A 12,978-nucleotide genomic window follows, 5' to 3' on the forward strand; every position below is an offset into this window, starting at 1 on the left:
GCATATTGGCGTAGGCCCTGGCGATCGGGAACTGGATGCCCTGGTTCTGGCCGATCGGCCGGCCGAAGACCTGGCGTTCCCTGGCATAGGCCGAGGCCTTCTCGACGAACCATTTGGCATCGCCCACGCATTCCGACGCGATCAGGATGCGCTCGGCATTCATGCCCGAGAGGATGTAGCGAAAGCCCTTGCCCTCCTCGCCGACGAGATTGGCGGCGGGTACGCGGACATTGTCGAAGAACACCTCGGTGGTGGCGTGGTTCATCATCGTGCGGATCGGCCGGATCGTCAGGCCGGCTTTCAGGGCCTCGCGCATGTCGAGGATGAAGACCGACAGCCCCTCCGTGCGCTTGGCGACCTCCTCGCGCGGCGTGGTGCGGGCCAGCAGCAGCATCAGGTCGGACTGCGCCGCCCGGCTGGTCCAGATCTTCTGGCCGTTGACGATGTAATGATCGCCCTCGCGCCGGGCGGTCGTGCGCAGGCTTGTCGTGTCGGTCCCGCTCGTCGGCTCGGTGACGCCGAAGGCCTGCAGCCGCAACTCGCCCGAAGCGATCTTGGGCAGATAGGCCTGCTTCTGCTCGGCCGAGCCATGCCGCAGCAGCGTGCCCATGATGTACATCTGGGCATGGCAGGCCGCACCATTGCAGCCCTGGCGCTGGATTTCCTCCATGATCACGCTCGCAGCCGATAGCGGCAGGCCGGCCCCGCCATACTCCTCCGGGATCAGCGCCGAGAGAAAGCCGCTTTGCGTGAGAGCATCGACGAACGCGCTCGGGTAAGCCATCTCGCGGTCGAGCCTGCGCCAGTATTCGCCCGGAAAGCCGGCGCAGAGCCTGGCGACGGCGTCGCGGATGTCGGCGTGGTCGTTGTCCTGCATCGTGCTCGTCTTCTGCTGACCTCTGGATATTCAGGCCGAGCGTGTGGCTGCCAAGGGCGCGAATTCGGCACGCAGCGCCGCCTCATGCTCGCCCAGCCCCGGCACGCGGCGCATCGTGGCGCGCTTGCCGTCGACGATGGCAGGTGGCGCCAGGACCTCGATTGTGCCGGCCGGCGTTTCGACCGGGAGAGTGGTTGCGGCCGGGTGACTGATCAGGTCGCCGACGCTGGAGACGGCGCCATAGGCGATGGCGGCCTTGTCCAGCGCGGATGTCAAATGGGTGAAGCTGCGCGAGATCAGGATGGCCTGGATCGCTTCGTCCAGGGCCTTGCGATCCCGGACGCGCAGCACATTGGTGGCAAAGCGGGGAGCATTGGCGAGTGCCTCGCTTGAGAGGACGTCGCGCGCCAGGATCTGCCATTCGCGCTCGCTCTGAACGGCGAGCAGGACATTGCCGTCAGCAAGCTGGAAGACGCCGTAGGGGGCAATCGAAGGGTGGGCGAGGCCGAGCCGGGGCGGTTCGATGCCGCCATAGCGCCGCGTCAAATAGGGCACGTTCATCAGTTCCGCGATGGTGTCGAAGAGCGAGAGCGCGATATGCGAGCCCTCGCCGGTGCGGGCGCGCCGCAGCAGCGCCTCGAGGATCGCCGCATAGGCCGCCTGGCCGGTCGAGATATCGGCGATCGACACGCCGATCCGCGTCGGGCCCGAGCTTTCATTGCCGGTGATCGACGACAACCCGGCTTCCGCCTGCACCAGCAGGTCATAGGCCTTGCGGGTGTAGTGCGGCGTGCCCGGCGCATAGCCGGAGACGTCACAGGTGATCAGTCTCGGATGGCGCTTGCGCAGGTCGGCACTGCCGATGCCGAGGCGGCCGGTCGCGCCGGGCGCGAGGTTCTGGATGAAGATATCGGCCTGGCCGAGCATCGCCTCGACCATGGCGAGGTCGCCCGGCTGCTTCAGATCGACCCGGCAGGATTCCTTGCCGCGGTTGATCCAGACGAAATAGGAGGACAGGCCATTGGCATAATCGTCATAGCCCCGCGAGAAATCGCCTTCCGCCCGCTCGAGCTTGATGACGCGCGCACCGGCATCGGCGAGCCGACAGGTCGCGATCGGAACGGCGACGGCCTGTTCCAGTGCAACCACCACTATGCCTTCGAGAGCGTCCGCCATCATTGCGCCGAGTCATTGTTCCCAGAGCGCCGAAAGCGAACGTTTGAGCGGTTCAAGTCAAATAATGTTTTGCGATGGGCTCCATAGCCAAAACCGCGCTGGCGCCGGGCTCTATAGATTATCGCTATGGCGTTCATCGTTTTATCCTACTTGTGGCCCTTCAACGCCCATGCACCCCTTCTGCCCAGGCAGCGCGCCGCCAAGAGCGTGCTCCACGAGGATTTCAGGGAGAGCATCATGGTCAGGATGAAGATTGCCGCCGCAGCCTTCGCGGCAGGCACCTTGCTGGCGCTGCCAGCGGGCGCGCAGGAGAAGCCGAAGGAGCTGGTGGTCGGCGTCGCGACCTTCCTGTCGGGGCCGGCCTCCGTCTTCGGCGTGCCCGGCAAAAACGCGGCCGACCTGTTCTTCGACGAGATCAACGCCAAGGGCGGCATTCTCGGCGTGCCGGTGAAGCCGGTTTATGTCGATGAGGGCGCAGGCACGAACCAGCTGATCTCGGAATACCGCCGCGTCGTGCAGGATCAGGGCGCCCAGGTCATGCTGGGCGCGATCTCGTCTGGTTCCTGCAACGCGCTGGCCCCCGTCGCCGAGGACCTCAAGGTCGTCAATGTGATGTGGGATTGCGGCACGCAGACCATCTTCGAGGAGGGCAAGTGGAAATACTCGGTGCGTACCGGCGGCCATGCCGGTTCGGAGATGATGGCGACGCTGCTCTACCTCATGAAGGTCAAGCCGGACTTCAAGACGGTCGCGGTGGTCAACCAGGACTATGCCTGGGGCCGTGAATCCTGGGCCTTGCTGTCTGCCGGCCTCAAGGCGCTGAAGCCCGACGTCAAGATCGTCGCGGAGCTGTTCCCGAAATTCGGAGCGCCTGATTTCTCGACCGAGATCACCCGGCTTTCGGCGCTGCGCCCCGACGTCGTGATCTCGACCTCATGGGGCGGCGATCTCGACACCTTCGTCCAGCAGGCGGCGGCGCGCGGCCTGCTGAAGCAGTCGACCTTCGTGCTGCCTTTGGCGGAAAGCTCGTTGGAACGTCTCGGCGCGGTTCTGCCGGAGGGCGTCATCGTCGGCTCGCGCGGCGACCACTATTTCCTGCACCCGAAATACAAGAACTCGGCCGAAATGCAGGCCTTCGTGAAAGCCTACAAGGCCAAGACCGGCGTCTATCCGATCTATCCGACCTTCCACATGAATCAGGCCGTGACCGGGCTGGTAAAGGCCTATGAGAAGGCCGGCGCCGCGGCTGGCGGCAAATGGCCGAGCAAGGAGCAGGTCATCGCTGCTTTCGAGGGGCTCGAATTCAAGTCGCTGACCGGCACCATCACGATCCGCTCCGACCATCAGGGGCTGGAAGACCAGATGCTGGGCACGACCAAGCGCGTTCCCGAATATCCCTTCGCGGTCTACGACAAGATGGCGCTCTATCCCGGCAAGCTGGTGACGACGCCGCTCGGCGAGAAGTCGCTCGACTGGTTCGCCAAGGTGAAGCCCGAACTCGGCAGCGACAAGTCGATCGAGACCTTCGACTACACGAAGTGACCAAACCCGCGTCGGCCGAAGGGCCATCGTAAGGCGTCATTCTCGGGCTTGACCCGAGAATCTCATGACCAGCTTGCTGGTTCCCGAGATGGTCGGGGCAAGCCCGACCATGACGCTGCCTTCGATGGATCCCGGATCTCCGCTTCGCTGCGTCCGGGATGACGTCGAGAGGCTGAAACGGCAAAACGAAACGACCCCGCAATGCCTCCTGAAATGATCCTTCTCGCCGCGCTCGACGGCCTCGCCTACGGCTCGCTGATCTTCCTGGTCGCGGTCGGGCTGTCGCTGATCTTCGGCGTCCTCGGCGTGCTCAACATCGCCCATGGCTCGTTCTATGCGATTGGCGCCTATGTCGCGGCCAGTGCCGTGCTGGCTGCGGCGGGGATGGGCCTGCCGACCTGGCTCGCCTTCCCCCTGTTCCTGATCTCGGCGATTCTCGTTGGCGTCGTCGTCGGGGGAACGGTGGAGGCGCTGCTGCTGCGGCGGGTCTATCGCAAGGAGGAGGTGCTGCAGCTCCTCGTGACCTTCGCGGTCTTCATGATCCTGGAGGATGCGCAGAAGGTGATTTTCGGCACGCAGCCGCTTTTCGCCAATGCGCCGATGAACTGGCTCGGCACGATCGAGGTCTTCGGCATCTTCTATACGAACTACCAGCTCGTCCTGATCCCGCTGGTGGCTCTCGCTGTGCTCGTCGGCCTGCGGACCTTCCTGCGCCGCACCAGCTTCGGACGTGCCATCGTCGCGGTGACGCAGGATCGCGAGGCCGCGATGGCGATGGGCATCGACGCGACGCGCGTCTACCTCATCACCTTCATCATCGGCGCGAGCCTCGCCGCGCTCGGTGGCGCGCTCTCCTCTTCAACGACATCGCTGACGCCCGGCATCGGTTCAGGGATGATCGTGCTCTCTTTCGCCGTCGCGGCGACCGCAGGCCTCGGGCGCATCGAGGGCGCGGCGGTTGCGGCCCTGATGATCGGGCTGGGCCGCTCGGCAGCCGTCTATTTCGCGCCGGAGTTCGATGTGCTGATCCCCTATCTCATCATGGTCGTGGTGCTGCTGATCAAGCCCGAGGGCCTCTTCACCACGCTGCAGACGAGGAAGGTCTGATGTCGCGCCAGATTGTCATCGGCGCGGGGCTGCTCATCGCGCTCGTCGTCTTCCCGCTGCTGTCGCCCTGGTCGACCGTCATCCTCACCGTCGCACTTTGCGAGGGGCTGGCGGCGCTCGGCATCCTCGTCCTGCTCAGGGCAGGGCAGGTCTCCTTCGGCCATGGGCTCTACTTCGCCTTCTCGGCTTACGTCGTGGCCTTCATGGCAACCGCGCGCTTCGGCCATGAGGTGCTGCTGCTGGTGCCCATCGCCACCGCCGCCTCGGGGCTGCTTGCGGCGCTGATCGGCCTGTTCATCGTGCGCTACCGGGCGATCTTCTTCGGCATGCTGAACCTCGCCATCTCGATGGTGTTCTTCTCGCTGCTGGAGAAGCTGTTCTCGATCACCGGCGGCGCCGACGGCAAGCGCGTGCCGCGCCCGACGCTCGCCGGCATGACGCTGGAACGCGAAAGCTTCGAGTTCTGGATGTTCTACATCACGCTGGCGCTCTGCGTCGTCGCGGCGCTCTTCGTGGCGCGCTACCTGCTCTCGCCCGGCGGCAAGGCTCTCGAAGCCATCAAGTCGAACGAGACGAGGCTGGAATATCTCGGCGTCTCCAGCCGCAAGGTCCTGTTCGGCGCCTATCTGCTGTCGGGCCTGCTCGCGGGACTTGGCGGCGCGATCATCGCGCTGGTCTCGGGCCATGTCACGCCGGAGTTGGCCTATTGGGTGCGCTCGGGCGAATTCGTCTTCATCGCCATCCTGGGCGGGGCGGGGGGCGTCGCCGGCCCCTTCCTGGGCGCGCTGATGTTCCAGATCATCCGGGGCTATGCAGCGGTCTACGCGCCCGAGACCTGGCATGCGGTGCTTGGCGTCATGCTGCTGATCATCATCTTCTTCGCGCCGACCGGGCTTTACGGGTTGATCGCCGGCAAAAAGCGGGCAGCTAAGCCGCCGGCCGCAGTCGAGCGCGCGGGGGCGGGCCAATGACCGACCTCATCCTGGAAGCCCGGGAGCTCGAACTGCGCTTCGGCGGCGTGCAGGCCGCCAATGGCGCGAGCCTTCAGGTCCGGGCGAACGAGCGCATCGCCATCATCGGGCCCAACGGCGCCGGCAAGACCACCTTCATCAATCTCTGCACCGGCTACATCAAGCCGCAATCGGGCCGGGTGATCTTTGCAGGCCAGGACGTCACGGCGCTCAGCCCGCGCGCGATCACGCGGCTCGGCATCGGCCGGTCCTTCCAGATCCCACAGCTCTTCATCGAGAACACGGTGATCGAGAACCTGCTGCTGGCGCTGAGCGCCCGCGAAGGCACTTGGTCGCCCTTCCTGAAGCTGACGAAACATCCCAAGGTCGACGAGATGTGGGTGCTGCTCGAAATTGTCGGGCTGAAGGACACCGGCCATCGCATCGTCCGGGAATTGCCGGAGGGCATGCGCAAGCTGATCGATATCGCCGTCGCACTCGCGCTCGAACCCAGGCTGATCTTCATGGACGAGCCGACCAGCGGCGTCTCCAGCCATGAGAAGTTCCAGGTCATGGATACGCTGACCCGCGCGCTCGACGCGCGCGCCACCACCGCGATCTTCGTCGAGCACGACATGGATGTGGTCGCCCGCTACGCCAGCCGCGTCGCCGTCTGGTCGGGCGGCAGGATCGCATTGGAAGGTTCGCCCGACGAGATCCTGAACCATCCGGAAGTCCGCGAGACCGTGATCGGGGCGGGGGTCTGATCATGCTGGAGATCAAGGGATTATCCGCGGAGATCGAAGGCGTGCAGGTGCTGCGCAAGGTCGATATGTCGCTCGGCGAAGGCGCGACGGTCGCGCTGATCGGGCGCAATGGGGCAGGGAAGACGAGCCTGTTGCGCGCGATCATGGGCTTCATGAAGGTGACCGGTGGGACCATCGGTTTCGACGGCAGGCCCATCCTCGACGTGAAGCCGCATGAGCGCCCGCGACTGGGCATCGGCTACGCGCCGGAGGACCGCCGTCTGTTCTCGTCCTTCACCATCGAGGAGAACATCCGCCTGCCCGCCGAGGTGATGAAGGTGCCCGGCCCTGAAATCGCGCGGCGGCTGGCGGATATCTACCAGGTGCTGCCGGAACTCGCCGATCTGCGCCATCGCGCCGCCGCCGGCCTGTCGGGTGGGCAGGGCAAGATGGCGGCGCTGGCGCGAGCGCTGATGGTCGGCACGCGCATCATCCTGCTCGACGAGCCGTTCCAGGGTCTTGCGCCGGTGCTGGCCAATCGCTACGCCGCTGCCCTGCGCGCTTTGCGGGACAGTCATCCCGACATCGCCTTGCTTATCACCGAATCCAACCCCAGCCTGCTGAGGAATTTTGCCGAGCGCAGCTATGCAATCGAGCGGGGCGAGGTCACCGAAATATCGGGTGGACTCGCGGCGACCTCGCTCGCAGCGGCCGATCGGCACTGACATCTGGAGAAAGCCATGACTCAACACTTCATCAACGGCCGCCATGTCGCTGGCCGGACAGGCGAAACCATGGCCGTGCTCGCGCCGGCGACGGGCGAGGAATTCACCCGCATCGCCTGCGGCACAGCCGAGGATATCCACGATGCGGTGAAGGCGGCCCGCGCCGCCTATGAGGGCGCCTGGGGCAAGCTCACGGCTGCCGAGCGCGGGCGGCTGATCGCGAAACTCGGCCTCAAGGTCCTCGACAATTTCGACGAGCTGGCGCGCACGGAAGCGCAGGACACCGGCAAGCCGATGGCGCAGGCCCGCGCCGATATCGAGGCGACCGCCCGCTATTTCGAGTTCTATGGCGGCGCGGCCGACAAGGTGCACGGCCACATCATCCCGTTCCTGAACGGTTACAGTGTCAATGTCATCCACGAGCCCCATGGCGTCACCGGGCATATCCTGCCCTGGAACTATCCGGCGCAGATGTTTGGCCGCTCGCTCACGGCCGCGCTCGCGATGGGCAATGCGGTGGTCCTGAAGCCCGCTGAGGAAGCCTGCCAGACGGCGCTGCGGCTCGCGGTCCTGGCCTCCGAGGTCGGCTTCCCCGATGGCGCCATCAACATCGTCACCGGGCGCGGGCATGAGGCAGGGGCTGCGCTCTCCGCCCATACCGGCATCGACTTCATGTCCTTCACCGGCTCGCCGGAGGTCGGCAAGATGGTACAGCACGCCTGCGCCGAGCATCTGATCCCCTGCACGCTCGAACTCGGTGGCAAGTCGCCCCAGATCGTCTTCGACGACGCCGATTTCGACGCCGCCGTGCCGATCGTCTGCAAGGCCATCGTCCAGAATACCGGGCAGACCTGCTCGGCCGGCAGCCGCGTGCTCGTGCAGAAGAATGTCTACGACGAGTTCATCGGCGCCGTCGCCAAGGAGTTCGTCAAGCTGCGGGCCGGCACGCCGGAGATGGATCTCGATTGCGGCCCGGTGATCAACGCCAAGCAGCGCGGCCGCGTGCAGAGCTTCATCGACCAGGCGCGCGAGGCCGGCATTCCCGTGCTCGCCGAGGGCGAGATCGCGCAGGGCGTGCCCAATGGCGGCTTCTACGTCACGCCGACACTGTTCGGCTCCGTGCCGCGCGGCAACCGGCTGGAGCAGGAAGAGGTCTTCGGGCCAGTGCTCGCAGCCTTCCCCTTCGAGGATGAGGCCGACGCGATCAAGCTCGCCAACTCCACGGATTACGGGCTGGTCGCGGCGGTCTGGACCGGCAATGGCGGGCGCCAGCAGCGCGTCGCCAAGAAGGTCCGCGCCGGCCAGGTCTTCATCAACGGCTATGGCGCGGGCGGTGGCATCGAGCTGCCTTTTGGGGGCACCGGCAAGAGCGGCCATGGTCGCGAGAAGGGTTTCGCCGCGCTTGAGGAGTTCGCGGTCACCAAGACCATCGTGCACAAGCATGGCTGACGCCGTGGCCCGGCCGACCGGCGACACGCTGGGCGAGATCGAGGCGATCCTGTCTCCACTTCAGGGTCGCCGCATTCTCGATATCGGCTGCGGCCCCGGTTATCTCGTGAAGGCGCTGGCGGCGCGTGGCGCCGTGGCCGCCGGCATCGATCCCGACGAGGCGGCGCTGGCCAAGGCGCGCCTCGCTTCGCCCTCCGCCGACATCCGTTTGGGACCGGCCGAGGCGCTGCCTTTCGGGGATGGCGCATTCGAGGCGGCCATCTTCCTGAACAGCCTGCATCACGTGCCGGTGGCGAGCATGACGGCGGCTTTGGCGGAGGCCGTCCGCGTCGTAGGTCCAGGCGGAACGGTCATCGTGGTCGAGCCGCTGGCCGAGGGCAATTTCTTCGCCGCGCTCGTGCCCGTCGAGGACGAGACCGAGATCCGCCATGCCGCCCAGGCCGCGATCGGCCAGGCACTGGCGGCTGGAGCGCTCCTGCTCGTGCGCGAGGTCGAGTACGATCGCGCCGAGACCTATCCCGATCTGGAGGCTTTCCTCGCCCGCATCGTTGCGGCCGATCCGGAGCGGCGTCCGCGCCTGGCGCAGGCTCGCCCGGAGGTGGAGCGGCGCCTGAATGCCCTCGCCGAGCACACGGCGCAGGGCTTTCTGCTGCGTCAGCCGCTCCGGCTCCACCACATGAAGGCGCCGGGGTAAAGCATGCTGATTGCGTTCGGAAACACTGGGTCGTCCCGGGCTTGACCCGGGATCCATCGAAAGGCACCGGAGCCCGACGATGGATCCCGGATCTCCGCTTCGCTGCGTCCGGGATGACGTGTGTTTCCCGGCTTGCGTCGCGCCTCTCAGAACGAAGCTTTCACATCACGATCACATGCCGGATCGTCCGCCCCTCGTTCAAGGCATCGAAGCCCTCATTGATGCCGTCGAGGTCGCTCGTGCTGGTCAGGAGCTTGTCGACCGGGAGCTTGCCGCGCTGATAGAGGTCGATGAAGCGGGGAATGTCGCGCATCGGGATACAGGAGCCGACATAGGAGCCCTTCAGCGTCCGTTCCTCGCCGACGAGCCGCACGGGTGAAAGCGCCAGCGTGTGGGTCGGGTTGGCGAGCCCGGCGGTCGTCGTCGTGCCGCCACGCCGCGTGATCTGATAGGCGAGGTCGAGCGCCTTGACCGAGCCCGCCATCTCCAGCCCGTGGTCGACGCCGCCCTTGGTTGCGGCACGGATCGCTTCGACGACGCCGGGATCGCCAGCATTGAAGGTGTCGGTCGCGCCGAGATCACGCGCGATCGCGAGTTTCTCCTCCGAGAGATCAACGGCGATGACGCGCGAGGCGCCACAGGCGGCCGCGCCCATCAGCGCGCTCAGGCCGACGCCGCCCAGGCCTACGACAGCCACGGTCTCACCGGCGCGGACCTTGGCCGTATTCACCGCGGCTCCGACGCCGGTCAGCACCGCGCAGCCGAACAGCGCCGCGATCTCATGGGGCAGATCGGCTTCGATCTTCACCAGCGAGTGCCGCGAGATCACCGCATATTCGGCAAAGGCGGAGACGCCGACATGGTGATGCACCGGCTTGCCATGGGCAGAGAGCCTGCGCCCGCCGCCGATGAGTTCGCCGACGCCATTGGCGGCATTGCCGGGCTCGCACAGCGCCGGCCGTCCCTCGCTGCAGGGCGAACAATGGCCGCAGGACGGCACGAAGACCATGATGACCCGGTCGCCCTCCCTGAGGTCGTGCACGCCGGGGCCGGCTTCCACGACCTCGCCGGCTGCCTCATGTCCCAGCACCATCGGCACGGGCCGGGGCCGGTTGCCGTCGATCACCGACAGGTCCGAATGGCACAAGCCCGCAGCGCGCACCTTGACCAGCACCTCGCCGGGACCGGGCGGTGCGAGGTCGACCTCCTCGATCGAGAGCGGCCGGCTCTTGGCATAGGGCGCGGAGACGGGGCTGGCATTCAGGACGGCGGCGCGGATTTTCACGGGCGTTTCCTCGGGGGGCGGACGTCTTCTTGTCTGTCCACCCTCAGCCCTCATCCTGAGGAGCCGCGGTCGCGGCGTCTCGAAGGAGGTTCCAAAGCGCGCTGGAACCTCCTTCGAGACGCAAGGCCTACGGCTTGCTCCTCAGGATGAGGGCTGAGGATGAATGTCGGAGGTTCAGTCGCGGAGTTGATCCTGTCAAAGACGAAAACGCGATCAGCCGTATAAAGCCGGGTGATCGCCATCTTCACCCAGCGTCGCGGTCCAGGTCTCGTCGGCGACGAGACCGCGAAGGATGTCCCAGGAGAGCTGGCCGATCGCGCGCACGGCGGCGGGCATCGGGCGCTCGGTCGAGTAGGCCAGATAGACCTTGCGGTAGAGCGTCGGCTTCTCGATCGGCCATGTCCGGAACACGCCGGCCTTCTCCTGGGCCCGCACCGCCATGCGCGGCAGGATGCCATAGCCCAGCCCGCGCTCCGCAAGGCGCTTGATCTGGGTGTAGGATTCGATCTCGATTGCCGGCTGGATCGTGGCCCGCACGCTCGCGGCCGCGGCGTCGATCTGGTCGCGCAGGCCGTGCCCGATGCCGGGCAGGATCAGCTCGACGGCGGCGGCTTCCGCCAATGTTACGGCGCTGCCCGGGGGAGTCTTGATCGCGCTCAGGGACGGTGGTCCGAACAGGCAGAGTTCCTCGGTCAGGATGTGATGGACGCCGAGCCCTTTGGGGTCGGCGCTGGAATAGATCACCGCGAGATCGACCTCGCCGCGCCGCAGCCAGTCGAGCACGAAGCCGCTCATCGCCTCGGCGATGCGGATGCGCACGGCCGGGTAGCGCTCGCGGGCCGCCTCGATCAGCGGCACGCTGAACTGCTCGCTCACGGTTCCCGGCAGGCCGATGCGGACCTCCCCGCCGGGCGCAGCGCTCGCCCCGCGCACGCTGTCGCGCAGCTCGGCAAAGTCGGCGAGGATGGCGCGTGCACGTTCCAGCAACCGCTCGCCGGCTTCTGTCGGCAGCACGCCGCGTGTGCCGCGATGCAGGAGAGCGACGCCGAGCTCATCCTCCATATGGCGCAGGTGCTGGCTCAGCGCCGGCTGCGCGACGCGCAGCTTGGTGGCGGCCTTCGAGAATGAGCCCTGTTCGACAATGGCCGTGAAATAGCGAAGCTGACGCAGATCCATCGTTGTTTGTGTCTCTGATCAGCTGCCGAAGTCCATTGGCTGTTGGTAGCGTCCTGTGCGCGCCATAGCCAGTATGCGCCGCCAGCTTTCGCTTATGCGCCTTAGAGCGAAGCGTTATTGGCCGTTCCCCTGAAGGCCGGTGCATCCTCCTCCGCGAGGCGGGAGGCTGGTGCATCGTCAGGCGAGCATCGCTCACTGCGCCCAACCACAGGAAACCGGCGAAACGGCCGGATGGATTCAATCAGGAGGAACGCCATGTCCAATGATCTGATTCTGCCGAATACAAGTCGTCGTGGTTTTCTGGGCGGCGCGGCCGCGCTCGCCGCAGGAAGCGCTCTGCCCCTGGGCGGCCATGCCCTTGCGAAGGCTCCGCTCACAAACACGCAGTCGCCCTATTTCTACCGTTTCGCCCTGGGGACGGCCGAGGTCACGGTCGTCTCGGATGGCCCGTTGCCGCTTGGCGACCCCGGCACGAACTTCGTCGGCGTGCCCAAGGAGACGGTCTACGGCATGCTGGAGACAAATTTCCTGCCCAAGGACAATGTCGTCCTCGAACAGAACATACCCGTCGTGAATTTCGGCGACCGGTTGGTGATGTTCGACACCGGCATGGGTTTTTCGAAAGCGTTCGGGCCGACCACGGGCCGCCTGCAGAAGAGCCTCGAGGAGGCCGGCATCAAGCCTGGCGATGTCGACGCCATCGTCTGCAGCCACGCCCATATCGACCATATCGGCGGCATCTGCACGGCCGAGGGCAAGCCGCTATTTCCCAATGCGCAGATCTATATCAGCCAGATCGACTTCGATTTCTGGACCGACGAAAGCAAGTTGAACTCACCGCTAAAGGCCTTCGTCGAACACGCTCGCGCCAATCTGCTGCCGGTGCGGGAGCGCATCGTCTTCTTCAAGGATCAGCAGGAGTTCCTGCCGGGTGTGCAGGCGCTGGCGGCGCCCGGCCACACCGCCGGCCATCACATCTTCCAGGTCGCTTCGGCTGGAAAATCCTTCGCTTTCCTCGGCGACCTTACCCACCACGCCATCCTGTTGACGGAAAATCCGCGCCTGGAATTCGCTTATGACAGCGATCCCAAGCAGGCCGTGCAATCGCGGCTCAAGCTGCTCGGCATGCTCTCGGAGAGCAAGACGCCAGTGATGTCCTATCATTTCGCCTGGCCGGGCTTCGGCAACCTGGCCAAGGCCGGCGACGGGTTCCGATACTATCCGGCGCCGATGCAGATGCTGCGGGGATAG

At 65.9% G+C, this 12,978-nt stretch carries 12 protein-coding genes; 8 read left to right on the forward strand and 4 right to left on the reverse strand.

The annotated features are described in order from the left end of the window. Together C4S73_RS20920 and C4S73_RS20925 are read right to left on the reverse strand one after the other, a co-directional pair. Nucleotides 1–877: acyl-CoA dehydrogenase family protein (locus C4S73_RS20920; RefSeq protein WP_103874478.1), on the reverse strand; the 877-nt coding region annotated here is incomplete at its 3' end. A 30-nt stretch (nt 878–907) separates the two neighbouring features. Beyond that, entirely contained in the window at nt 908–2,053 is a 1,146-nt protein-coding gene (locus C4S73_RS20925; RefSeq protein WP_103874648.1) for a CaiB/BaiF CoA transferase family protein, read from the reverse strand. A gap of 126 nt (nt 2,054–2,179) precedes the next feature. On the opposite strand from C4S73_RS20925, the gene C4S73_RS20930 reads away from it, so the two are divergent. The 7 genes from C4S73_RS20930 to C4S73_RS20960 all read left to right on the forward strand — a co-directional run bounded on the left by C4S73_RS20930 (nt 2,180) and on the right by C4S73_RS20960 (nt 9,266). Beyond that, nucleotides 2,180–3,595 carry an ABC transporter substrate-binding protein gene (locus tag C4S73_RS20930; RefSeq protein WP_244595707.1) on the forward strand — a complete coding sequence of 472 codons (1,416 nt, stop codon included), beginning with the start codon at nt 2,180–2,182 and terminating at the stop codon, nt 3,593–3,595. 201 nt (nt 3,596–3,796) lie between these two features. Beyond that, on the forward strand, nt 3,797–4,702 hold the full coding sequence (locus C4S73_RS20935) for a branched-chain amino acid ABC transporter permease (protein ID WP_103874479.1): 906 nt from the start codon (nt 3,797–3,799) through the stop codon (nt 4,700–4,702). Then, nucleotides 4,702–5,673 (forward strand): branched-chain amino acid ABC transporter permease, encoded by a 972-nt coding sequence (locus tag C4S73_RS20940; RefSeq protein WP_103874480.1) that lies wholly within the window; start codon nt 4,702–4,704, stop codon nt 5,671–5,673. The genes C4S73_RS20935 and C4S73_RS20940 overlap by 1 nt, the downstream gene beginning before the upstream one ends. After that, nucleotides 5,670–6,419 carry an ABC transporter ATP-binding protein gene (locus C4S73_RS20945; protein ID WP_103874481.1) on the forward strand — a complete coding sequence of 250 codons (750 nt, stop codon included), beginning with the start codon at nt 5,670–5,672 and terminating at the stop codon, nt 6,417–6,419. The genes C4S73_RS20940 and C4S73_RS20945 overlap by 4 nt, the downstream gene beginning before the upstream one ends. Nucleotides 6,420–6,421: 2 nt before the next feature. Then, a complete protein-coding gene (locus tag C4S73_RS20950) occupies nt 6,422–7,123 on the forward strand; it encodes an ABC transporter ATP-binding protein (RefSeq protein ID WP_103874482.1) in 702 nt (233 codons plus the stop codon). 15 nt (nt 7,124–7,138) lie between these two features. Beyond that, complete coding sequence (locus tag C4S73_RS20955; protein WP_103874483.1) at nt 7,139–8,572, forward strand: aldehyde dehydrogenase family protein; 1,434 nt, start codon at nt 7,139–7,141, stop codon at nt 8,570–8,572. Beyond that, the gene (locus C4S73_RS20960) at nt 8,565–9,266 is read left to right on the forward strand and encodes a class I SAM-dependent methyltransferase (protein ID WP_103874484.1); all 702 of its coding nucleotides are present in this window, start codon (nt 8,565–8,567) and stop codon (nt 9,264–9,266) included. The genes C4S73_RS20955 and C4S73_RS20960 overlap by 8 nt, the downstream gene beginning before the upstream one ends. Nucleotides 9,267–9,426: 160 nt before the next feature. Here C4S73_RS20960 and C4S73_RS20965 read toward each other — a convergent pair whose 3' ends face one another. Together C4S73_RS20965 and C4S73_RS20970 are read right to left on the reverse strand one after the other, a co-directional pair. Continuing rightward, a complete protein-coding gene (locus C4S73_RS20965) occupies nt 9,427–10,551 on the reverse strand; it encodes a zinc-dependent alcohol dehydrogenase family protein (protein ID WP_200828067.1) in 1,125 nt (374 codons plus the stop codon). Between the two features lie 213 nt (nt 10,552–10,764). Then, entirely contained in the window at nt 10,765–11,727 is a 963-nt protein-coding gene (locus C4S73_RS20970) for a LysR family transcriptional regulator (RefSeq protein WP_103874486.1), read from the reverse strand. A gap of 255 nt (nt 11,728–11,982) precedes the next feature. Between C4S73_RS20970 and C4S73_RS20975 the strand changes: the two genes are divergently transcribed. Then, nucleotides 11,983–12,978, forward strand: coding sequence for an MBL fold metallo-hydrolase (locus tag C4S73_RS20975; protein ID WP_103874487.1), 996 nt, complete (start codon nt 11,983–11,985; stop codon nt 12,976–12,978).

It is taken from the genome of Allobosea lathyri (assembly GCF_900108245.1).
Lineage (GTDB): Bacteria > Pseudomonadota > Alphaproteobacteria > Rhizobiales > Beijerinckiaceae > Allobosea > Allobosea lathyri.